The 20818-nt window shown below is 71.5% G+C and carries 19 protein-coding genes; 11 read left to right on the top strand and 8 right to left on the bottom strand.

Translation table 11 applies throughout. The features are described 5' to 3' along the window. The first annotated feature begins 5 nt into the window (after positions 1 to 5). Complete coding sequence (locus tag C1J01_RS09760; protein ID WP_181448667.1) at positions 6 to 716, top strand: class I SAM-dependent methyltransferase; 711 nt, start codon at positions 6 to 8, stop codon at positions 714 to 716. On the opposite strand, the gene C1J01_RS09755 is transcribed toward C1J01_RS09760, so the two are convergent. Continuing rightward, complete coding sequence (locus C1J01_RS09755) at positions 703 to 1863, bottom strand: RNA-guided endonuclease InsQ/TnpB family protein (protein ID WP_235854350.1); 1161 nt, start codon at positions 1861 to 1863, stop codon at positions 703 to 705. The genes C1J01_RS09760 and C1J01_RS09755 overlap by 14 nt on opposite strands. A gap of 9 nt (positions 1864 to 1872) precedes the next feature. Then, positions 1873 to 1953 carry a helix-turn-helix domain-containing protein gene (locus tag C1J01_RS53685; RefSeq protein WP_369122752.1) on the bottom strand — a complete coding sequence of 27 codons (81 nt, stop codon included), beginning with the start codon at positions 1951 to 1953 and terminating at the stop codon, positions 1873 to 1875. 101 nt (positions 1954 to 2054) lie between these two features. On the opposite strand from C1J01_RS53685, the gene C1J01_RS09750 reads away from it, so the two are divergent. Both C1J01_RS09750 and C1J01_RS09745 read left to right on the top strand, forming a co-directional pair. Beyond that, complete coding sequence (locus C1J01_RS09750; RefSeq protein WP_111178279.1) at positions 2055 to 2930, top strand: serine hydrolase; 876 nt, start codon at positions 2055 to 2057, stop codon at positions 2928 to 2930. 58 nt (positions 2931 to 2988) lie between these two features. Further along, a complete protein-coding gene (locus tag C1J01_RS09745) occupies positions 2989 to 4947 on the top strand; it encodes an acetoacetate--CoA ligase (RefSeq protein ID WP_111178277.1) in 1959 nt (652 codons plus the stop codon). On the opposite strand, the gene C1J01_RS51990 is transcribed toward C1J01_RS09745, so the two are convergent. After that, entirely contained in the window at positions 4937 to 6583 is a 1647-nt protein-coding gene (locus C1J01_RS51990; protein WP_235854349.1) for a zinc-binding dehydrogenase, read from the bottom strand. The genes C1J01_RS09745 and C1J01_RS51990 overlap by 11 nt on opposite strands. A 106-nt stretch (positions 6584 to 6689) precedes the next feature. On the opposite strand from C1J01_RS51990, the gene C1J01_RS09735 reads away from it, so the two are divergent. The 5 genes from C1J01_RS09735 (at position 6690) to rhaS (ending at position 12782) form a co-directional block, all read left to right on the top strand. Then, positions 6690 to 7652 (top strand): AraC family transcriptional regulator, encoded by a 963-nt coding sequence (locus C1J01_RS09735; RefSeq protein WP_111178275.1) that lies wholly within the window; start codon positions 6690 to 6692, stop codon positions 7650 to 7652. 131 nt (positions 7653 to 7783) lie between these two features. Continuing rightward, entirely contained in the window at positions 7784 to 9280 is a 1497-nt protein-coding gene (locus C1J01_RS09730) for a sugar ABC transporter ATP-binding protein (protein WP_111178273.1), read from the top strand. A gap of 154 nt (positions 9281 to 9434) precedes the next feature. Beyond that, positions 9435 to 10508 (top strand): ABC transporter permease, encoded by a 1074-nt coding sequence (locus tag C1J01_RS09725; protein ID WP_111178271.1) that lies wholly within the window; start codon positions 9435 to 9437, stop codon positions 10506 to 10508. Between the two features lie 226 nt (positions 10509 to 10734). Then, positions 10735 to 11703 carry an ABC transporter permease gene (locus C1J01_RS09720; RefSeq protein ID WP_111178269.1) on the top strand — a complete coding sequence of 323 codons (969 nt, stop codon included), beginning with the start codon at positions 10735 to 10737 and terminating at the stop codon, positions 11701 to 11703. Then, on the top strand, positions 11700 to 12782 hold the full coding sequence (gene rhaS, locus C1J01_RS09715; RefSeq protein WP_111178267.1) for a rhamnose ABC transporter substrate-binding protein: 1083 nt from the start codon (positions 11700 to 11702) through the stop codon (positions 12780 to 12782). The genes C1J01_RS09720 and rhaS overlap by 4 nt, the downstream gene beginning before the upstream one ends. 471 nt (positions 12783 to 13253) lie before the next feature. Here rhaS and C1J01_RS09700 read toward each other — a convergent pair whose 3' ends face one another. After that, the gene (locus tag C1J01_RS09700; protein ID WP_111178265.1) at positions 13254 to 13907 is read right to left on the bottom strand and encodes a GNAT family N-acetyltransferase; all 654 of its coding nucleotides are present in this window, start codon (positions 13905 to 13907) and stop codon (positions 13254 to 13256) included. Positions 13908 to 14432: 525 nt separating this feature from the next. Here C1J01_RS09700 and C1J01_RS09695 point away from each other — a divergent pair. After that, entirely contained in the window at positions 14433 to 15137 is a 705-nt protein-coding gene (locus tag C1J01_RS09695; RefSeq protein ID WP_181448666.1) for a L,D-transpeptidase family protein, read from the top strand. A 16-nt stretch (positions 15138 to 15153) separates the two neighbouring features. On the opposite strand, the gene C1J01_RS09690 is transcribed toward C1J01_RS09695, so the two are convergent. The 4 genes from C1J01_RS09690 to C1J01_RS09675 are packed head-to-tail and all read right to left on the bottom strand — an operon-like array spanning position 15154 to position 19910. Then, positions 15154 to 16758 carry an NADH-quinone oxidoreductase subunit NuoF family protein gene (locus C1J01_RS09690; RefSeq protein ID WP_235854348.1) on the bottom strand — a complete coding sequence of 535 codons (1605 nt, stop codon included), beginning with the start codon at positions 16756 to 16758 and terminating at the stop codon, positions 15154 to 15156. 55 nt (positions 16759 to 16813) lie between these two features. Continuing rightward, complete coding sequence (locus C1J01_RS09685) at positions 16814 to 17623, bottom strand: hypothetical protein (protein ID WP_146615529.1); 810 nt, start codon at positions 17621 to 17623, stop codon at positions 16814 to 16816. 59 nt (positions 17624 to 17682) lie between these two features. Further along, on the bottom strand, positions 17683 to 19269 hold the full coding sequence (locus tag C1J01_RS09680; RefSeq protein ID WP_235854347.1) for a DUF1996 domain-containing protein: 1587 nt from the start codon (positions 19267 to 19269) through the stop codon (positions 17683 to 17685). Further along, positions 19266 to 19910, bottom strand: coding sequence for a DUF4142 domain-containing protein (locus tag C1J01_RS09675; protein WP_111178257.1), 645 nt, complete (start codon positions 19908 to 19910; stop codon positions 19266 to 19268). Before C1J01_RS09675 ends, C1J01_RS09680 begins: the two co-directional genes overlap by 4 nt. A 117-nt stretch (positions 19911 to 20027) precedes the next feature. Here C1J01_RS09675 and C1J01_RS09670 point away from each other — a divergent pair, with 117 nt between their 5' ends. Together C1J01_RS09670 and C1J01_RS09665 are read left to right on the top strand one after the other, a co-directional pair. Beyond that, positions 20028 to 20573 (top strand): sigma-70 family RNA polymerase sigma factor, encoded by a 546-nt coding sequence (locus C1J01_RS09670; protein WP_111178308.1) that lies wholly within the window; start codon positions 20028 to 20030, stop codon positions 20571 to 20573. Beyond that, entirely contained in the window at positions 20573 to 20770 is a 198-nt protein-coding gene (locus C1J01_RS09665; RefSeq protein ID WP_111178255.1) for a zf-HC2 domain-containing protein, read from the top strand. The genes C1J01_RS09670 and C1J01_RS09665 overlap by 1 nt, the downstream gene beginning before the upstream one ends. Positions 20771 to 20818: the final 48 nt, after the last annotated feature.

The raw sequence follows: 20818 nt of genomic DNA, 5'->3' as shown, positions 1-20818 counted from the left end.
ACAAAGTGCTGACCGTGGACTTCGCCCGGCTGCCCGTCGGGCCCGGCGTGCGCGTGCTCGACCTGGGCTGCGGCGGCGGCCGGCACGCCTTCGAGGTGCTGCGCCGGGGAGGCGACGTCGTCGCCTTCGACATGGACCAGGCGGAGCTGGACGGCGTGGCGTCCATGTTCGCGGCGATGGACAAGGCCGGCGAGGTGCCGCCGGGAGCCACGGGCCGGACCGTGCGGGGCACGGCGCTGGACATGCCGTTCGAGGACGGCAGTTTCGACCGGGTCATCGCGGCGGAGGTGCTGGAGCACATCCCCGACGACATGGCGGCCATGCGCGAGCTCTTCCGCGTGCTCAAGCCGGGCGGCACGGCGGCGGTGACCGTGCCGAGCTTTCTGCCGGAGCGCATCTGCTGGGCGCTGGACGAGGCGTACCACACCGCGCCGGGCGGGCACGTGCGCATCTACACGCTGGCCGAGCTGTCGGCCAAGCTGAAGGCCGTCGGGTTCCGGATCGGCCCGCACCACCACGCCCACGGGCTGCACGCGCCGTACTGGTGGATCAAGTGCGCGGTGGGCGTGAACAACGACGACCACCCGCTGGCGAAGGCGTACCACGAGCTGCTGGTCTGGGACATCATGAAGCGACCGGCCGCCACCCGCGTCGCCGAGGCCCTGCTCAACCCGATCATCGGCAAGAGCGTGGTCCTCTACATCAGAAAGCCTTGACATCCTCCCCACGGATGAATCCGGAGGATTCCAACCACCCATTGACCCACGAGAGGAGGACGGGTTGAGGTTCGCGGTTCACCGGCCTGCCCAACGGCGAGCCTCCCCGCGCAGCAACCGCATGCCCTGCGGCCGCATCCCGGATGTTCCTTGCCGCGTTCACATCAGCGTTGCAGGCGTATCCGCAGGACCGGCAGCGGAAGACGGCTTGGCTCTCGCGCGCCTCCCGATCCACGACCCCGCACGCCGAGCACCGCTGGCTCATGAAACGCGGATCGACCCTGACGACCCGCCCGGCCACCTTGTGCTCCAGCCGTTCCACCAACCGGCCCCACCCCGCGGCCAGAATGCCCCGGTTCAGGGCGGCCTTGGCCCGGACGTTCCTGCCCGGCTGCTCGACAGTGCCGCGCGCCGAACGCGTCATGCCCCTGATATTCAGGTCCTCGACGGCGATCACATCGAAATCCCGGGCCAGCTCCGTGCTCGCCTTCGCCGCCCAATCCCGGCGCCGGTCCACTTCCCGGGCCTTCAACTCGGCGATGTCGGACTTGAGGCGTGCCCGGCGCTCGGAGCCCTTCTTGGCGCGGGCCGGCTTGCGCTGCAGCCGCGCCAGGCGTCTCTTCTCCGCCTCGCTCAGAGTGGGAACGGACAGCATCTTTCCCGTGGACAGGGCCGCCGACACGGCCACGCCACGATCAACCCCGACCACCTGACCCGTGCCAGGCGCGGGGATCGGTTCCGGGATCGCGGCGAAGGCCACGTGCCAGCGCCCCGCCCGGTCGCGGGTGACGCGGTAGGACTTCACCCCTTCGGGCACCGCGCGGGACCAGCGGAACCGTATCCAGCCGACCTTTGGGATCCGCACCTCGCCGACGTTGCGCGACAGACGGCGCACATCAGCAGCTTTGACCGCGACGATGCGGAACCCCTCATGCCGCCCCTGCTTGCGCCACGAAGGACGCCCATGGGTGCCCGCGAAGAAGCCGGCCATGGCGTGGGCGAAGTCCCGCAGTGCCTGCTGCTGCACCATCTGCGAGCCTGCACGCAGCCACGCGAACGCCGCCCGGGCTTCGGTCAACTGCCGGCACTGCTCAAGGTATCCCGGCGACGAACGACGCCCTGGCCGCCAGTACGCGTGCTGCTCCACCGCCAGGTTTCAGACAAAACGCGCATGCCCGCAGTGCTCCAGCAACGCCTGCCCCTGGGCAGGTGTCGGCGTGAGGCGGTAGCGGGACACGCCGATCAACCTAGGGATCGGCACCGACAGAATCCTCCGGCGCAGGGCAGCGTTCACTCCCCAGGGCTGAAGCCCGGGGTCTCCACACTCAAGGGGTCGAGATGAGCGCACCCCACCTTCACGCGCGGCCCGACTTCGAGAGCCTGTTCCGGCGGGCCGGCGTCACCGGCTGGCTCTACGCGGCCGACATCGACACCGGCCGCGAGGTCGGTCTCGGCCCCGACGAGCCGCTGCCGACGGCGTCGATGTACAAGGTGCCGCTGCTGGTGGCCTTCCGCAGGCAGGTGGACGCGGGGCTGCTCGACCCGGCGCACCGGGTGACCGTGCCGGCCAGTGACCGGCTGGCGGGCGGCACGGGCATCGCGGCGATGCAGGACGACGTGACGATCTCGCTGCGCGACCTGGCGTACCTGATGATCTCGGTGAGCGACAACACCTCGGCCGACACGCTGCTGGAGCTGGTCGGCTGCGACACGATCAACGCCATGCTCGACGAGTTCGGGCTGACCGGCACGCGCGTCGTGCAGAGCTGGCGGGAGGGCAGTGCGAGCATGCGGGCCGACACCGGCCACGGCTGGCCGTACGTGGACCCCGACGACATCGCCCGGCTCAGCGTGCTCGACCCGGCCCGCTCCAACTGCGCCACGCCGCGCGAGCTGGCCACCCTGTTCGCGATGATCTGGCGGGACGAGGTCGCCTCCGCCGAGTCGTGCGCCTGGATGCGCGGCATGCTCAACCTCCAGGTCTGGCCGCACCGCCTGGCCTCCGGCTTCCCGTACGACGACGTGGCGGTCAGCGGCAAGACCGGCACGCTGCCGACCCTGCGCGCCGAGTCGGGCGTCGTGGAGTACCCCGACGGCGGGCGTTACGCGGTAGCGGTCTTCACGCGGTCGTTCAGCACGGCGCTCAACCAGCCGCGCGCCGACGCGGTCATCGGCACGGCGGCGCGTATGGCGGTGGACCACCTTCGGAGGTAGCAAGGTATGGGGAGGACAGGGTATGACTTTCCCCCGAACCGGCGACAGGATGGGGCACATGGTTGCTGAGGGCGAGCTTCTCTGGGAGCCGAGCGAAGAGGTCGTCGCGTCCGCCGAGCTGACCCGCTACCTGCGGTGGCTGGGCCGCTCCGGCGATTACGAGGAGGCGTGGCGGTGGTCGGTCGAGCACCCCGCCGAGTTCTGGACGTCCGTCTGGGACTACTTCGAGGTGATCGGCGACCGGGGCGACGGGCCGGTGCTCTCGGGTGAGATGCCCGGCGCCACGTGGTTCACCGGCAGCACGCTCAACTACGCCGAGAACGCGCTGCGCCGTACGGACGGCACCGCCCTGGTCTTCGTCTCCGAGGACGGCGCCCGCCAGGAGCTGACCTGGGCCGAGCTGCGCGACGAGGTCGCCCGCGTGCGCGCCGGTCTGGTCAAGCTTGGGGTCGGGCGCGGTGACCGGGTGGCCGCCTACCTGCCCAACATCCCGCAGGCGGTGATCGCCTGCCTGGCCACGGCCTCGCTGGGCGCGATCTGGTCGGCCGGCTCACCCGACTTCGGGGTGCCGAGCATCGTCGACCGGTTCAAGCAGATCGAGCCCAAGGTGCTCATCGCGGTCGACGGCTACCACTACAACGGCAGGAGCTACGACCGCTCGGCCGCCGTCAACGAGATCGCCGCCCAGCTGCCCTCGCTGCGGGCGACCGTGTGGATCCCCTACCTCGCGGCGGCCGACGAGGGCCGCGCGCCGCAGCAGGCCGAGCCGGCGCGGGGGCACACCAGCGAGACGCCCCACGGCGAGGTGATCGGCTGGGAGGGGCTGCGGGCCGAGAAGGGGCCGCTGGAGTTCGAACGCGTGCCGTTCGATCATCCGCTGTGGATCCTCTACTCCAGCGGCACGACCGGGCTGCCCAAGCCGATCGTGCACGGCCACGGCGGCATCGTGCTCGAACACCTCAAGTCGCTCTCCTTCCACCAGGACCTGCGCGAGGGCGACGTGTTCTTCTGGTACACGACCACGGGCTGGATGATGTGGAACTACCTCATCGGCGCCCTGCTGGTCGGGGCCACGCCCGTGCTGTACGACGGCTCGGCCACCCATCCGTCGCCGGCCGCGCTGTGGCGGATCGCGGCCTCCGAAGGGGTGACGTACTTCGGGGTGGGGGCGCCGTACATCATGGCCTCGCTGAAGGCGGGGATCCATCCGGACGGGCTCGACCGGCTGCGCGGGGTGGGCTCGACCGGGTCGCCGCTGCCGCCCGAGGGGTTCGCCTGGGTGGCCGCCGAGCTGCCCGGGGTGCCGATCGGGTCGTTCTCCGGCGGCACCGACGTGTGCACGGGGTTCGTCGGGGCGACCATGCTCCATGCGATCAGGGCGGGCGTCATCCCGTGCCGGTCGCTCGGGGCCAAGGTGGAGGCGTACGACCCGGCGGGCAAGCCGGTCGTCGGCGAGGTGGGCGAGCTGGTGGTCACCCAGCCGATGCCGTCGATGCCCGTCATGTTCTGGAACGACCCCTCCGGCGAGCGGTACGCCGAGAGCTACTTCGACGTCTACCCCGGCGTGTGGCGGCACGGCGACTGGATCAAGATCAACGAGGACGGCAGCTGCGTGATCTACGGCCGCTCCGACTCGACGCTCAACCGCGGCGGCGTCCGCATGGGCACCAGCGAGTTCTACCGGGTGGTGGAGCGGTTCGAGGAGATCGCCGACAGCCTCGTGATCGACACCGGCCAGCTCGGCCAGGAGGGCCGCCTGCTGCTGTACGTCAGCCTGGCCGAGGGCGCCGAGCTGACCGAGTCGCTCGAACGTGCTCTCTGCGCCGCCCTGCGCACCGAGCTGTCACCGCGCCACGTGCCCAACGAGATCCGCGTGGTGCCCGGCATCCCGCGCACCCTGTCGGGCAAGAAACTCGAGGTCCCGGTACGCAAGATCCTGCTCGGCACCCCCGTCGAGCAGGCCGCCAACCCCGACGCCATGGCCAACCCCGAGGTCCTGCGCCACTTCACACCCTGAGGATGATCTTGCCGCGGGTGTCGCCCGCCTCGGCCCTGCGGTGGATCTCGGCCAGCTCCGCCAGCGGATGTGACTCGGCGACCTCGACCCTGACCTTCCCCTCGTCGATCAGGGCGGCGATGCGGGCCAGCTGAGCGGGGTCGTTGCGGGCCACGAAGTGCGTGCCGCCCTCGACGGGGGCGGCGATCGTGACGATCCTGCGGCCCAGCCCCGCCAGGGCGCCGGCCGCCTCCGGGGTGACGCCGGCCAGGTTCAGCACGACGTCCATCCCGTCGGGCAGCGGTGTCGTCGTGTAGTCGACCACCTCGTCGGCGCCGAGCCGGCTCACCGCGGCGGCGCTGCGCGGGCTCGCGGTGGCGACCACGTACGCGCCCGCGAGCCTGGCGAACTGCACGGCGAACAGGCCGACCCCGCCGCCCGCGCCGTTGACCAGCACCCGCTGCCCCGGGCCGAGGCGGGCGTGTTCGTGGACCGCCTGCCAGGCGGTGAGCGCGGCCACGGGGATCGCGGCGGCGTCGGCGAGCGGGATGGTCTCCGGCGCCCTGGCCAGCAGGTCCGCGGGCGCCACGACGTACTCGGCCGCCGCCTGGGCCACCAGGCCGTGGACGCGGTCGCCCGGGGCCAGGGCGGTGACGCCCGCGCCGGTCTCGGCGACCGTGCCGGAGACGTCCCAGCCGAGGGTGTGCGGCAGGACGGCGCGGAAGACCTCGGGCAGCAGCCCGGACCGCAGGCCCACCTCCGAGGGGTTGAACGAGGTGGCGGCCACCTCGACCAGCACCTCTCCGGGGCCGGGCCGGGGCGTGGGCACCTCGTCCAGCCGGATCACCGACGGCCCGCCGAACCCGTGGATGCGCGCCGCCCGCATCGTCGGTGCCGGCTCGCCTACGGCGCGGAAGTCCTCCGCGTGCTCTTTCGCCCACTGCTCGAACGTGCGCGCCGGGGCCTTCGTGACCTCTTCGATCGCCGAGGTGACCGGTCCCGTCCCGGCGGCCTGGGCCCGCAGCGCCTCCGCCGCCACGCCGGGCGGCCAGCCCATGGCGACGAGGTCGGCTCGGGCGTGTTCGGGCGGGACCTCCTCCCAGCGGGCCGGGATCCCGGTGCTCGCGGAGATGATCCGGACCTGCTCGGCCGGGGTGATCGCCTCGGGGCCCGTCAGCTCGTACGCCGCGCCGGCGTGCCCGTCGTCCAGCAGCGCCCTGACCGCCACGGCGGCGACGTCCCGCTCGTCCACCACGGGGGCGGCGACCCGGCCGTACGCGCCGCGTACCGTCCCCGCCCGCATCTGGCGGGCCCACCGCAGCGCGTTGGCCGCGAAGGCGTGCGGGCGCAGGAACGTCCACTCCGGGACGGATTCCGCGATCAGCCGCTCGACCTCGCGCTCGTGGTCGCGCAGCGCGGCCGACGAGAGGTAGACCACGCGGCGGGCCCGCGCGGCGACGGCCTCGACCACCTCCCGCGCGCCCTCGGCCGTGGCGAAGGGCCACACCAGGAACACCGACTCCACCCCGTCGAGGGGCAGCGACGCCGGATCGGTCAGGCCGCCCCTCTTCCTGGTCAAGGGCACGGCGTCCGTCAACGACGCCATCACGTGCCGGCCCACCGTGCCGGTCGCGCCGGTCACCAGAACTCGTCCCACGACGTGCTCCCTTCCTGTCGCAAGCAACCGTACGAGCGGCAGGCGAGATGACCAATGCGGTGGCGTCTCCCTTTCATACGCCGTCGTCTTCGTTAGAGTCCTCAGCATGGACGTGCTGAGCGACGTGATCGCGATCATGCGCACCGGGCGGCCCCGGTCGGCGCGCGTCGAGTGGCACGCGCCGTGGGGGCAGCGGTTCCCGTCCGTGCCGGGGTCGGCCGGGTTCCAGGTGATCCTGCAGGGGTCGTGCTGGCTGCTTCCGCCCGACGGTCCGCCGGTCGCGCTCGCGGTGGGCGACGTGCTCTTCTTCCCCCACGGGCACGGTTACGCGATGGCCGACCATCCGTCCACGCCGGTGGACGAGCCGCGCTGCGACCCGGCGGCCGAGGCGGGCGACCTGTACGCCTCGGCGTCCGTCGGCGGTCCCGGTGCGCCGACGGTCACGTTGTGCGGCGGCTACGAGCTCGACCCGGCCCGCGCCCACCCGCTCCTGCGCGACCTGCCCGACCTGATCCACCTGCCGGCCCGGCTGGGGCTCCACCCGGAGCTGCGCGCCGCCGTCGAACTGCTGGGCGCCGAGGTGCACAGGCCCCGGCTGGGCGCCGACACGGTCGTGTCGTCCCTGCTCGACATGCTGCTGCTGTACACCCTGCGGGCCTGGTTCGACGCGCCGCGCGAGCACTGCACGGTCTCCGGATGGGCGCGGGCCCTCGCCGATCCGGGCATCAGTGCCGCGCTCGACGCCGTCCACCGCGATCCCGCGCATCCGTGGACGGTGGCCGAGCTGGGCACGCGGGCGGGGTTGTCGCGGGCGGCGTTCGCGCGGCGCTTCACCGCGCTCGTCGGGCAGCCGCCGCTGACGTACCTCACCTGGTGGCGCCTGGCCGGTGGGGCGCGCCTGCTGCGGGAGACGGACGCGCCGCTGAGCGAGATCGCCGCCCGGGTGGGGTACGGGTCGGAGTTCGCCTTCGCGAACGCCTTCAAGCGTGAGTACGGCATGGCGCCGGGCCGTTACCGCCGTGAGGGGTGTCCGGTGGCGTTTCCCCAAGTAAATATCGTTAAAACGTAACAATTTGCCTACGGCTCACACGCCGGATTTGGTGCCGGAAAGTTTGACTTAACCGGCCATTGACGCGGGGGCGCTGGCTGATCTACCGTCCTGCCACTGCTTAAAACGATTTTGCCGGGAGCGCGGCACACATGGATCAGACTCCCGTTCTGTCCCTCTCACAGGTCAGCAAGGCGTTCGGCGCCGTACGGGCCGTACGCGAGGTGTCTTTGGATCTTCACCCCGGCGAGGTGCACGCGCTCGCCGGGGAGAACGGCGCGGGCAAGTCCACCATCGTCAAGATTCTTTCGGGGGTGCACCGGCCCGACTCCGGGCGCATCCTGCTGGACGGTGAGCCGGTGGAGTTCGCCGGACCCGCCGACGCGCAGCAGGCCGGGGTCGCGGTCATCTACCAGGAGCCGACCCTTTTCCCTGATTTGTCGGTCATGGAGAACATCTTCATGGGGCGCCAGCCGCGCTCCCGCTTCGGCATCGACCGCCGGGCCATGCGCGCGGCCGCCGCCGAGCTGTTCACCCGGCTCGGCGTCCGGCTCGACCCCGACCAGCCGGCCCGCGGGCTGTCCATCGCCGACCAGCAGCTCGTCGAGATCGCCAAGGCGCTGTCACGGCAGGCCAGGGTGCTGATCATGGACGAGCCGACCGCGGCGCTGTCGGGGAACGAGGTCGCCCGGCTGTTCGGGGTCGCCACGACCCTGCGCGAGCAGGGGTGCGCGCTGCTGTTCATCTCGCACCGGCTGGAGGAGATGTTCGAGCTGTGCACGCGCGTGACGACCCTGCGCGACGGCGCGTACGTGGCCACCGACCTGATCGCCGACATCACCCCGGACGATCTCGTCCGCCGCATGGTCGGCCGGGAGCTGGACGCGCTCTTCCCCAAGCAGGAGACGGACGCGGGCGAGGTCGCGTTGAAGGTCGGCCGGCTCACCCGCGAAGGCGTGTTCACCGACGTGTCGTTCGAGGTGCGGCGCGGTGAGATCGTCGCGCTGGCCGGGCTGGTCGGCGCCGGGCGCAGCGAGGTCGCCCGGGCGATCTTCGGCATCGACCGCTGGGACGCCGGGAGCGTCGAGGTCGCCGGCAGACGCCTGCGGCCCGCCAGCCCCACGGCGGCCATGGCGGCCGGGCTCGCGCTCGTGCCGGAGGACCGGCGGCAGCAGGGGCTCGTCATGGACCTGTCGATCGAGCGCAACATCGGCCTGGCCGGGCTGGCCGCCGTACGCCGGGGGCCGCTGGTCTCGCGGGCCGCCGAGCGGAAGCGGGCGGCGGACTGGGCGGTGCGGCTGCGGCTCAAGTACGCCCGCCTCGCGGACCCCGTGAACGTGTTGTCCGGCGGGAACCAGCAGAAGGTCGTGCTGGCCAAGTGGCTCGCGCGGGGGCCGTCCGTGCTCATCGTGGACGAGCCGACGCGCGGGATCGACGTCGGGACCAAGGCGGAGGTGCACCGGCTGCTGTCGGAGCTGGCCGCGAGCGGGGTGGCGGTGTTGATGATCTCGTCGGAGCTGCCGGAGGTGCTGGGCATGGCGGACCGGGTGCTCGTCATGCACGAAGGGCGGCTGGTCGCCGAGTTGTCGCGCGCGGAGGCGACCGAGGAGAGCGTCATGGCCGCCGCGACCGGCCGGAGAGCCGCATGACCGCCTTCCCGCCCGTTGGCGACCGACCGCGGGCGAGCGGCGGGCTGAGGTCCTTTGGTGGGTCTGTGTGCGGTGACGCGGGCGTCTGCGGCGGGCTGGGGTCCCTTCTGGGTGTGGGCGTCTGTGGCGGGTCCCTCGGTGGCGTTGGGCGGTCGTGACGGCCACGGCGACGGCGGGTGAGACCGTACGGGGCAGAGGCGGGCGGCGGCTCGTCGACCGGGTCGCGCGGGTGCGGGAGCTGGGCATCGTGGTCGCGCTCGCCGTGCTGTTCGGCGTCACGGGCGCGGTCAACCCGAGCTTCCTCAGCTACGCCAGCCTGCGCGACATCCTGCTCAACTCCGCCATCATCGCCCTGCTGGCCGTCGGGCAGACGCTCGTCGTCATCACCAGGAACGTGGACCTTTCGGTCAGCTCGGTCGTCGGCCTGGCGGCGTTCGGCGGCGCGCTGGTCCTGGCCGACAACCCGGGCGTGCCCATCCCCGTGGTGATCGCCGGGTGCGTGCTGCTGGGCGCGGTCTGCGGAGCGGTCAACGGACTGCTCGTCGGCGCGGCCAAGGTGCCCGCGCTGGTGGCCACCCTCGGCACCCTGTACGCCTTCCGCGGCATCGACTACGCCTGGGCCGGCGGCCGTCAGGTGAACGCGGCCGACATGCCGGAGGGCTTCCTCGCCCTCGGCACCAGCGCGGTCCTCGGCGTGCCGCTGCTCGCGCTGGTCGCCCTGGTGGTGCTGCTGGTCGTCGGCTGGATGCTGCGCAACCTGCGCTCCGGACGCGAGCTGTACGCCATCGGCTCCAACCCCGAGGCCGCCGTGCTGGCCGGCATCCGCGTACGGCGCCGGATCGTGGCCGCGTTCGTCGCCAACGGGGCGCTGGCCGGGCTGGCCGGCGTCATGTGGGCGGCCAGGTTCGGCACCGTGGACGCCACCGTGGCCACCGGCAAGGAGCTCGACGTGATCGCCGCCGTCGTGGTCGGCGGCGTGGCCATCTTCGGCGGCAGCGGCACCGTCTACGGCGCGGCGCTCGGCGCGCTGCTGCTGTCGAGCATCACCAGCGCGCTCGCCGTCCTGCGGGTGGACGCCCTCGCCCAGATGGCCATCAACGGCGCCCTCCTGATCGCCGCCATCGCCCTCGACCGGGTGTTGGCGCTCCGAGTGGCCGCCGCCCTGCGTCGCGCGAAGGAGCGACCGCCGAACCGAATCACGCCAAGTGACCACAGTGAGGCCAGATGAGTACTGCGAAGGAGCTGCCGTCGCCTGGAGGAGCGGCGGGAGCGGAGCGACCAGAGCGGGGGAAGGCGGCGGTATTGGTGGCGACTGAGCCGGCCTCGCGGAGCGAGGCCCTTGAGCTCGCGAAGGAGCTGCCGTCGCCTGGAGGAGCGGCGGGAGCGGAGCGACCAGAGCGGGGGAAGGCGGCGGTATTGGTGGCGACTGAGCCGGCCTCGCGGAGCGAGGCCCCATGAACACGGTACGGCGCTGGGAAGGGCTGATCTTCGTTCTGCTCGTCGGCGTCTGTGTGTGGGCGTCGCTCGGCGTGGACGGCTTCGCCAACGGCTCCAACGTCTCGTTCCTGCTCCTCGACACCACCGAGATCGCCCTGATGGCGCTCACCATGACGCTGGTCATCGTGGCCGCCGAGATCGACCTGTCGGTGGCCTCGACGCTCGGGCTGTCGTGCGCGGTGCTCGGCTGGTTGTGGAACGCGGGGCTCCCCATCGAGATGATCATGCCGATCTGCCTGCTCGTCGGGGCGCTGTGCGGGGCGGTGAACGGCCTGCTCGTCACCCGGCTGGGCCTGCCCTCGCTGGCGGTCACGATCGGCACGTTCGCGCTCTTCCGCGGGCTGGCGTACGTGATACTCGGCGACCAGGCGGTGGCCGACCTGCCCCCGGCGTACACGGGTCTGGCGACGGCCTCGATCGGGCCGGTGCCGGTCGCCACCGTGCTGGTCGCGGCGCTGGCCGTGGTCGCGGCGGTGGTGCTGCACGCCACCGGCGTCGGCCGGGCCGTCTTCGCGCTCGGCTCCAACGAGGAGGCCGCGTACTTCGCCGGGGTGCGGGTCAAGCGGATCAAGTTCTGGTTGTTCGTGGCCTCCGGCGTGATGGCCTCCCTGGCCTCGCTCGTCTACACCTTCCGTTACGCCAGCGCGCGGGCGGACAACGGGATGGGGCTGGAGCTCGCCGTGGTGGCCGCCGTCCTGCTCGGCGGGGTGTCGATCTTCGGTGGGCGCGGCACGCTGCCGGGCGTGCTGATGGCGGTGCTGCTCCTCGGCGTCGTACGCAACGCGCTGATCCTCGCCGACGTGGCGAACGAAGTGCTGAACTTCGTGACGGGCCTGCTGCTCGTCGCATCCGTGCTGGCGCCGAACCTGGGGGCGGTCTGGCGACGGCGCACAACACCATCAGTGGAAGGGAAGTCCGCTTCATGACTACGCGTTCCCCCTGGCGCCCTGTGGCGCTGCTCGCCGGGCTCGTCCTCCTCACGGCCGCCTGCGGCGGCGGCACCACGCGGAGCGACGTCGCCGCCCAGCAGTCCTCGGCCCCGGCCACCGCCGCGTCGGCCTCGGCCAACCCCAACGCCCCCCTCAAGCAGGGACTCAAGATCGCTTTTCTGCCGAAGCAGGTCAACAACCCGTACTTCACCATCGCCGACGAGGGCGGCATCACCGCGGCCAAGGAGTTCGGCGGCGAGGGCAAGGAGGTCGGGCCGTCCGACGCGAGCGCCTCCTCCCAGGTGTCCTACATCAACACGCTGATCCAGCAGCAGCAGGACGCCATCGTGATCGCCGCCAACGACCCCAACGCCGTCGTGCCGGCGCTCAAGCAGGCCATGGCCGCCGGGATCAAGGTCGTCAGCTTCGACTCCGACACCGCCCCCGACGGGCGGCACGTCTTCGTCAACCAGGCCGGCGCCGAGGACCTCGGTCGTACGCAGGTGCAGCTCCTCGCCGAGCAGATCGGTCACAAGGGCAAGATCGCCGTGCTCTCCGCCACCCCGAACGCGACCAACCAGAACACCTGGATCGAGTTCATGAAGGACGAGCTCAGCAAGCCCGAGTACAAGGACATGGAGCTGGTCAAGGTCGCCTACGGCAACGACGACGACCAGAAGTCGTTCACCGAGACGCAGGGGCTGCTGCGCTCGTATCCGGACCTGGCGGGCATCATCTCGCCCACGACCGTGGGGATCGCCGCCGCCGCCCGGTACCTGTCGGAGTCGCCGTCCAAGGGGAAGGTGAAGCTGACCGGGCTGGGGACGCCGAACCAGCTGCGGAAGTTCGTCAAGGACGGCACCATCGAGGCGTTCGAGCTGTGGAACCCGGCCGACCTGGGATACCTGGCCTCGTACGCGGCGGCGGCGCTGGCGTCGGGGCAGATCACCGGGGCCGAGGGGGAGAAGTTCAAGGCGGGCAAGCTGGGCGAGTACACCGTCGGCGCGAACGGTGAGGTGCTGCTGGGCAAGCCGACCGTGTTCGACAAGGACAACATCGACGACTTCGACTTCTAGCCGCTGGACGACCCGAGCGCCCGGCGATCGAACGTCCCGGGCGCTCGGCTTCTGTCCTCTGGGGTTCTGGGTTGGTGTTCGGCTGGTGGTGCGGGCCTGCCGGGCGCTGGGCTTCTGTCCCTTATGAAGAAGTGGGTGGCCGCTGTGAAGGGGGTGGCCGCCTTGGTGGGGTCTGCGTGGGGTCTGTCTGGGGCGGAAGCGGGATGATCATGGCCTGGTGCCGGGGACGATCAGGCCGGATTCGTACGCGGTGACGACGGCCTGGGTGCGGTCGCGGAGGCCGAGTTCGTGCAGGATCCGGCTGCCGTGGGTCTTGACCGTCTTCCCGTGACCACCGGGCGGGCGGCTCGCCGGTGAACGCCGGGCTCGTCGTCCAGGCCACCACGGACCTGCCGAGCATGCCCATCGGCCCGTGGGCCGGGCTGGGCGTCGCGTGCTGGGCCGCGGCGGCACGCCGGCGGTGGTCTCTTGCTACGCCTCCGAGAAGCCTGACGCGGGCAGGCCGAAGAGCGGCAGGCAGCGGTCGAGGTTGTGGATCTTGATGTCGGGGGATTCCGTCCAGTCCTCGCGGCGCATGCGGAAGCGGCGAGTGACGACCGGCTCGGCGTCGCGGGCGTGCAGGGCGATGCCGTCCTCGCGGTAGCCGAGCTTCTTCGTCACCGCCAGTGAGGCGTGGTTGTCCTCGAACGCCGTCGTCACCGCGTGCCGCGCACCCAGCCCCGCGAAGGCGAGGTGCAGGACGGCCCGGCGCATCTCGGTGCCGATGCCGCGGCCCTGGAAGCGGCGCCCGAGCCAGGAGCCGCTCTCGACCTCGCGGGTGACCGGGAAGTCCTTGCCGGCGATCCCCTGCACGCCGACGAGCCGGCCCTCGTGGACGACGGCGAGCTGCAGCGACCAGTCGTCCGGCGCGAACGTCGCCCACGTGCGGAAGTGGTACTGCACCACGCTTCTGGCCCGCTCCGCCGGCTCGCCCTGCGACCACGGGACCGTGAACGGCATGTACCCGGCGTCGTGGACGCCTTCCGCGGCCCGGTCGGCCAGCTCGTCGAGGTCGTCGAGCGACGGGTGGCGCAGCTCGAGGCGCGGGGTCGTGATGGAGAGCTCGGAGAGCGGCCAGTTACGCATGACACCTCATGCTGCCAGCCTGGTTCGCGAAGTCGCGACTGATTTCTCGCCGACCATCGCTATAAAAGCGAAATGCCCGTATTTAGCAGGATCGGCTCATTAGCCGGGACTTTGCTTGACTAAACCTGTGTATGAGATCGATTCTCCGGCGATCCGGGTAGGCGTTGATTTATGAGGATAAACTTTCGCAGAATTGCCGTTATCGGTCTCGGCGTGGGCTGTGGCCTCCCCTTTGTCGCCGTTCCGGGTGAGGCCCGGACGCTTGCCGGTACGTCCCTCATGAAGGCGCAGTCTGCGACGACCTCGGGATGGCTCGCCCATCCCGACGACCGGCCGGGGTCCCCCGGCCGGCGTGGCACCGCGAAGAACGCCGACGACCGGCGCGGCCCCGGTCCGGATGCCGACAGACGCCGCCGCCCGTGGCCGGTCTCCGAAGGGAGACGGGGTCCGTTGCCCACGATCGATGGGCACCGCTCCCGTGCGGACGGCCGGCGAGGCCCGTTGGCCGGACACGATGAACGCCCCGTGGCGGAGGCGCCCGTGCCCGCCGAGGACGCGGACGCCGCCGAGCACGAGCTTGTGGACGACGCCGAGGCGGAGGAGGAAGAGGCCGAGCGCAAGCCGGTCGTCCTGCGCCCGGGCGACCGGGGCGCGGAGGTGGTGAAGCTGCAGCGCCGTCTGAACGCCCGGGGTTACTACTTCGGCCCCGTCAACGGGCGGTACGACGAGCAGACGAAGTTCGCCGTCTGGGCGCTGCAGAAGAGCCGCCGGATCCCCGTCAAGGGCGCCGTCGAGCAGAGGGAGTGGTCGGCGCTCGAACGCCCGCTGCGCAGGCGCCCGATGGTGTCGGGCGGCCCCGCCGACCGGGTGGAGGTCAACCTGAGCGCCCAGTTGCTCACCGTCTACCGCGACCGCCGCCCGGTCCTGTTCTCGCACATCTCGTCCGGCGCCCAGGTCCCGTACTGCCAGAACGGCCACTGCGGGAACGCCGTCACGCCGACGGGGGACTTCCGCGTCTACCGCCGCGCGCCGGGCTGGACGACCGGGCCGCTGGGGGCGATGTACAACTCGCTCTACATCGTCGGGGGCATCGCCCTGCACGGTTCGAGAAAGGTCCCGCTCCACCCGGCCTCCCACGGTTGTGTGCGCCTGCCGATGACGACGTCCAAGCGCCTGTACCAAATAGTGAAAATCGGAGAACCCGTGTACGTACGCGGCAAAATCCGCTGAATCCGTGCAATTCGAATTACGCCGTTCCGCCCGCCCGCGATATCCGGGGGAGGCCGCTCATCCGGGTGAGTCCCTCCCCGGCCTTCCTGAGGTCCTTCACCAGCCGCAGCGGCGAGCCGACGGGCTTGGGGCCGTCGCCGGTGGTCTGCGCGAGACGCAGCGCCAGCGCGGGACACATGTCCACCGCCCGCCGCGCCTCCTTGGCCATCCAGCCGGGGATCGTCTGGAACGAGGGGAACCCGTAGTCGTCCAGCTCGACGAACTCCGGCAGCAGATGCGCGCACAGCCCGTGCCCCTGGCAGCGGGACCAGTCGACCTCCAGCCGGTAGTCGGGCTCGGCCTCGCGCTCGGGCATCGGCAGCACCCCGCGTACGGGCCGGCCGCAGGAGCCGTGCTCCAGGTGGAGCGCGATCTCGCTCTCGAACGCGTCCAGCGCCGACAACACGAACTTGGCGGTGCCGTCCGGATGGAAGCAGGCCCCGCGCCGCTCGACCACGCGCACGGCCCGGCGGACGGCGTCCACCGAGCCCGTGCCCTCGGCCAGGGCGCACACGGCCCTGGCCACGTCGGGCAGGCCGAGCCGGCACGGGCCGCACTGGCCCGCCGACTCGCCCGCCAGGTACGACGCCACCCGCGCGGCCTCGCCCAGCGGGCAGGTGGACGCGCCGAGCGGCACGATGATCCCGGCCCCGAGCGTGGCCCCGGCCAGCTTCATGCCCTCGCGGGAGATCACCGCCGTCCCGGCGGTCTCGGCCGACAACCAGGCGCCGTGGTACCCGCCGACCAGCACCCCGTCGCCGGGCTCCGCCTCGCACAACGCGAGCACGTCGGCCAGCAGGGTGCCCGTGGGCGTCTCGATGACCGCGCCCTGGGCCGCGCCGCCGCTCACCGTGAGCAGGATCGTGCCCGGCTCCTTGCTGGTGCCGACCTCGGCGTACTTCTCCGGGCCGTACTCGGCGAGCAGGGCGAACTGCGCGTACGTCTCGGTGTTGGACAGCAGGGTCGGCAGGCCGTCCACGCCGCTGACGGCGGCGCGCTTCTTCCTGCCCGGCGGGATGCCCTCCTCGCCGTTGACCGCGCGCACGAGCGCGCCGCCCTCGCCGGAGATGAACCGCTCCTTGATGCCGACCACCCGGATCGGCACCCGGCTCTCGGCCCCGCCGGAGACGTTGGCGGCCCGCCGCTCGGCCACGGCGGCGGCGACGGACGCCTCGGCGACCTCGCCCCCGGCCGTGGCCACGACCACCTCGCGGGCGCCCAGCGCCTCGGCCGCCAGCACCGCGCCGTCGAGCACGAGGTGCGGGTTGCGGGTGAGCAGCATGGCGTCCTTGGAGCTGGCCGGCTCGCCCTCGGCGCCGTTGACCAGCACGACGCAGTCGCCGCCCGAGCCGGTCGCGTCGGCGACCGCCCGGAGCTTGCGCGCGAACGGGAAGGCGGCGCCGCCCCGCCCGCGCATGTCCACCTCGTTGGCGTACGAGATGAGCTCGCCCAGATCGCGCGGCTCGACAACGCCGTGGAGGGTGCGGTGGGCGGGCAGGTCGAGTCGGCGGCAGTGGTCGAGCCCGGCGGTCAGCCGGGCCGGACCCATGCGTAAGACCCGTGGCACTCGTGCCGGGATCATGGATTCTCCTTGAGCGTGCGGATCTCGGGGGAACGGGTGAGGTGTGGCGAGGGAGTCACCCGGCCTCCCGGAACCTGCGCCGCGCCTCCGCGAGGCTCACGGGCGCGCTCGCCGCCGCGACGGGCGCCTTCGCGGGCCGCTCGGACGGCACCCCTACGGGGGTGGCCGAGGCCACCGCGGGTCCTTCGACCTTCTCGGGTACGACCGGCGGCCGGCGCAGCGTGGCCAGCACGCGCACGACCAGCGCGGAGCCGACCGCCGCCATGCAGGCCACGTACGACCAGGCCACCCAGCCCGCCGGCGGCCGCCCGGCGGTCAGACCGTGCATGATCCCGACGGGCCAGGCCACGTACGCGGCGGAATGCATGATCCGCCACATCCACGGCCGGCTCCGTACCGCGAACCGTCCTCTGAGCACTCCGGTCACCACGGCCACGACCATCAGGTCGAAGGCCAGCGCGCCGAGACCGACGTAGACCCCGGCGACGGGCACGACCGCCGCGCCAGGCGGCACGTGCCCGAAGGCGATCATGACGGCGATGTGCGTGAGCAGGTACGCCAGCCCGATGAACGCGGTGGCCCGGTGGGCCAGCTGCGCCCTGATCCGGTTGGCCGGAGAGAGGAAGACGCGCTCGGTGGTGAGCAGGCCGAGCGCGACGGTCGCGGTCAGCAGCATCAGGGCGAACACGCCCGCGTAGTACTCGAGGAAACCGACCCCTCGGCCGAGCAGCGCCATGCCACGCTCCGTCCTGGTCAGTGCGAACACCGACAGCAGGACGGCCGTGATCGAGGCGCTCGCCCCCAGCCGGACGTTCCTGGTGTCCAGCTTCGTGGGGGCGTGCATGGGGCGTCGTCTGTGGAGCATCTATTTCCCTCCAAGGTCGGGTGAGGGTGCGACTCGGAAGGCTGGGCGCGGATCTCAGGTCAGCAACGGCGGCCCCGGTTGATGCACGAGACGACGGTCTGCATGAGTCGTTCGGGCATCACGTTGGCGAAGTCCCCGTGGTCGGTCACAGGGTTGTGCTTCTGCTCAGGGAAGGCGTCCAGGGCGTACGACCGGCCCTGCGGCACGGAGTACGTGAGGGTCATGCGCAGTTGCGGGATCGCCCTGGTCCCCTGCGGGCAGGCACCGCCCTGGTCGGGGAAGACCACGTGCGTGCGGTGGTTGGCGCTGTCGGTGTTCTGACCGTCCCAGCAGCTGGGGAAGTCCAGAATACGAACCACCTGACTGCCGCGCGGGCAAAGCGGATATTTATCGGGAGATATACGGTTTTGGAATCCCGAGCAGGTCCAGGCCGCGCGGGCCTCGGCGCCGCCGTTCGTCGCCGCCTTGGCGTCTCCCGTGATCAGCCTGAGGAACCTCGGCATGGCGACGACCTCGGAGGCCGGGTTGCCGCGGAACTCCAGTCGCACGGCGCGGGGCCGCAGGATCCGGCCGACGTTGCCGTCGGGGTCGCCGGCGTTCGCGTCCGACGTGCGGTCCCGGAGCACCGGCCAGAAGTACGTGGACTTGTCGCCCTGCCGGCACGTCGTGTCCGCCGCCTCCAGGCTCTCGTCGGTGGAGAACGCGTCCGTGGACAGGTTGCCCACGTAGTCGTGCAGGTGGTGCGCGCCGTTGCTCACGCCGGGGGCGACGATGAAGTTGTCGGAGTTGTGGTGACCGTTCTGGTTGGTGCCGCACTGGGCGACGAACGTGCCGCGTGAGCCGTTCCTGCCGATCCGGGCGTCGAGGCGGCGCGGCGCGACCTGGCGGATGTCCACGAAGTCGTCGGCGAACGGGCCGATGGCGCACTCGTCGCCGGCGCCGCCGGTCGCGGTGGGCGAGGGCTGCGGAGTGCCGTCGCCGTCGCCGTCACCGTCGGGGTCCTGGGTCGGGGACGGGCTCGGCGCGGGCGTCGGGTTCCCGCCGCCGCGCCGGCGCGAGTCGGCCCCGGGCGCGTCGCCGGGGGCCTCGACCTCGGGGGCCTGCCCGTCGGGGTTCTGGCCGTCCGGAGCTTGGCCGTCAGGGTTCTGGCCGTCAGGGGCCTGGCTGTCAGGGGCCTGGCCGTCGGGGGCCTGAGTGGCGGGCGCCTGGCCGTCCGGGGCCTGGCGCTCGGGGAACCGGCCGTCGGGGGACTCGGTCGGCTGCCCGTCGGGGGACCGGCGCGGATCGACCGCCACCCCGCCGCCCTGGGGCGCGCCGAAGTCCTGGTCGGAGTCTCTGTCGAAGTCCCTGTCGGAGTCCCGATCGAAGTCCCTGTCGAAGTCCCTGTCGAAGTCCCTGTCGAAGTTCCGGGCGGAGTCGTTGTTCGAGTCCCGGTCGGAGCCGCGGCCGGAATCGCGCCCGTCCGGCTGCCGGTCCTGCTGGTCCGGCTGCTGTCCCTGAGGTGGCTGAGGTGACCGGGTGGCCCCGGGGGAATCGCAGATGTCGGCACGAGCCGGGCCTACGCCGATGACGGCCGCGGACACCAGCCCGCCGGCCGCCATGGCCAGTGCGGACACGGCCGCGGCCATGCGTCTGGATCTCCTCATGAGTGTCTCCTCTTATCGACCGCCATCGCGACGGGTGGAGCGGGTGAGGGGGTCGGGGGTTCGGGCAACTGGGTGTGGTCGACCAGGCCGGTGGACTCCAGGTAGGCCATGTGGCGCATCACGTAGTTGATGCCTTCCGCGGAGAACTTCCTGATCTCCGCGTTACGGGTCCCGGACCGTACGGCGGCCACGGTGGTGAAGACCTTGCCGTGCGCGGCGCGCAGCAGGTTCGCGAAGTCCCGGTCGAAGGCGGGACCGCTCTGCGCGGCCAGCTGGGCCATCCAGCGCTGCTGGTCGGGGTTGGGCTCGTCGGGCAGGGCCACGCCGAGCTTCTTGGCGACCTGGCGGGTCAGCAGGTCGAGCTCCATGTGCTCTTTCATGATCAGCGCGCCGACCTCCTTCACGCGCTGGGACTCGGCGCGGGTCTTGGCGTACTCGCCGACGGGCATCTCCCAGAGGCCCGCCTGGCGCACCTTGATGAGCAGATCGCGGTCGGCGGCCGTGAGCGGCCCCGACGGTGTCTGTGTCCACTGAGCGGCCGCGGGATCGATCGCCGGTGGCATGACCAGCGCGATCGTCACGGCGGCGGCGGCCAGGAAGCCGCCGAGCATGAACAACTCGCCGCGCAAAAGCCTGTGCATGATCGGAGGTACGCGGCGTCCCCGGGCCAGGTTCAGCTATGGCCGGAGATAGTTAGAAATGACTGGAGTTATCGGAGTGGCTACCACCGAGATAACGAAGGTGTAAAGATGTGCCCCGTGCTAGGTCACCTCGACGGCAGGTTCGAGAGTGCGGATGCCGAGGCCGAGCACCGCATCGCGGTGCTCTACCAGGAGTTCGGCGGCCCTCTGCTGCGCCACGTACGCAAATCAACAGGTAACGACCTTCAGTGGGCTGAAGACGTCGTGCAGGAGACGATCGTCAGGGCCTGGCGTAACTCGGCAAGACTGCAATGGGAACCAAGCCTCATATGGGCGTGGCTGCTCACCGTGGCCCGCCGCATCGTGATTGATGGACGTCGGCGCAGGAGTGCTCGGCCGCAGGAGGTCGAGCCCCCCGAAGCCGACATGATGTCGGTACCCGATGGTTCGGAGCGCGCTCTGTCGGCGATGGTCGTCGCGGACGCTCTCCGTTCCCTGTCCGAAGAACACCGCGAAGTGATTGAGCAGACCTACCTCCGAGACCGTACGATAAGCGAGGCGGCGGAGATTCTGGGGATCCCGCCGGGCACGGTGAAGTCCCGGCTCTACTACGGCATCCGGGCTCTCCGTGAGCTGCTGCGGGACAAGGGGGTAGCCGGCTGATGCATGACGAGGTGGCCGCCTATGTCCTCGGCGTCCTCGACGAGGACGAGCACGAGGCCTTCGAACGCCACCTCGACACGTGCGAGCGATGCCAGGCCGAGCTGGTCGAGCTCGCCGAGCTGCCCGATCAGCTCGACGAGCTGAGGCACGCCTCCTCCACTTCCGACGACGATCCACCGATGTCAATGTCACATTGACGTCTTTGTCCTTTTCGGGTGGTATCGGAACGTCAAGGTGTCGCACCC

The organism is Nonomuraea aridisoli, from assembly GCF_003236395.1.
GTDB classification, from domain to species: Bacteria; Actinomycetota; Actinomycetes; order Streptosporangiales; family Streptosporangiaceae; genus Nonomuraea; species Nonomuraea aridisoli.
The sequence above is the reverse complement of the archived record's forward strand: the minus strand, read 5'-3'. Positions and strand labels throughout refer to the sequence as shown.

Bases quoted from the DNA above. Each gene is read 5' to 3' on its own strand.
- C1J01_RS09685 (WP_146615529.1), bottom strand. From the start codon at position 17,623: ATGCTCCACAGACGACGCCCCATGCACGCCCCCACGAAGCTGGACACC.
- C1J01_RS09735 (WP_111178275.1), top strand. From the start codon at position 6,690: ATGGACGTGCTGAGCGACGTGATCGCGATCATGCGCACCGGGCGGCCC.
- C1J01_RS09700 (WP_111178265.1), bottom strand. From the start codon at position 13,907: ATGCGTAACTGGCCGCTCTCCGAGCTCTCCATCACGACCCCGCGCCTC.
- C1J01_RS09665 (WP_111178255.1), top strand. From the start codon at position 20,573: ATGCATGACGAGGTGGCCGCCTATGTCCTCGGCGTCCTCGACGAGGAC.
- C1J01_RS09690 (WP_235854348.1), bottom strand. From the start codon at position 16,758: ATGATCCCGGCACGAGTGCCACGGGTCTTACGCATGGGTCCGGCCCGG.
- C1J01_RS09730 (WP_111178273.1), top strand. From the start codon at position 7,784: ATGGATCAGACTCCCGTTCTGTCCCTCTCACAGGTCAGCAAGGCGTTC.
- C1J01_RS09750 (WP_111178279.1), top strand. From the start codon at position 2,055: ATGAGCGCACCCCACCTTCACGCGCGGCCCGACTTCGAGAGCCTGTTC.
- C1J01_RS09745 (WP_111178277.1), top strand. From the start codon at position 2,989: ATGGTTGCTGAGGGCGAGCTTCTCTGGGAGCCGAGCGAAGAGGTCGTC.
- C1J01_RS09680 (WP_235854347.1), bottom strand. From the start codon at position 19,269: ATGAGGAGATCCAGACGCATGGCCGCGGCCGTGTCCGCACTGGCCATG.
- C1J01_RS09720 (WP_111178269.1), top strand. From the start codon at position 10,735: ATGAACACGGTACGGCGCTGGGAAGGGCTGATCTTCGTTCTGCTCGTC.
- rhaS (WP_111178267.1), top strand. From the start codon at position 11,700: ATGACTACGCGTTCCCCCTGGCGCCCTGTGGCGCTGCTCGCCGGGCTC.
- C1J01_RS09675 (WP_111178257.1), bottom strand. From the start codon at position 19,910: ATGCACAGGCTTTTGCGCGGCGAGTTGTTCATGCTCGGCGGCTTCCTG.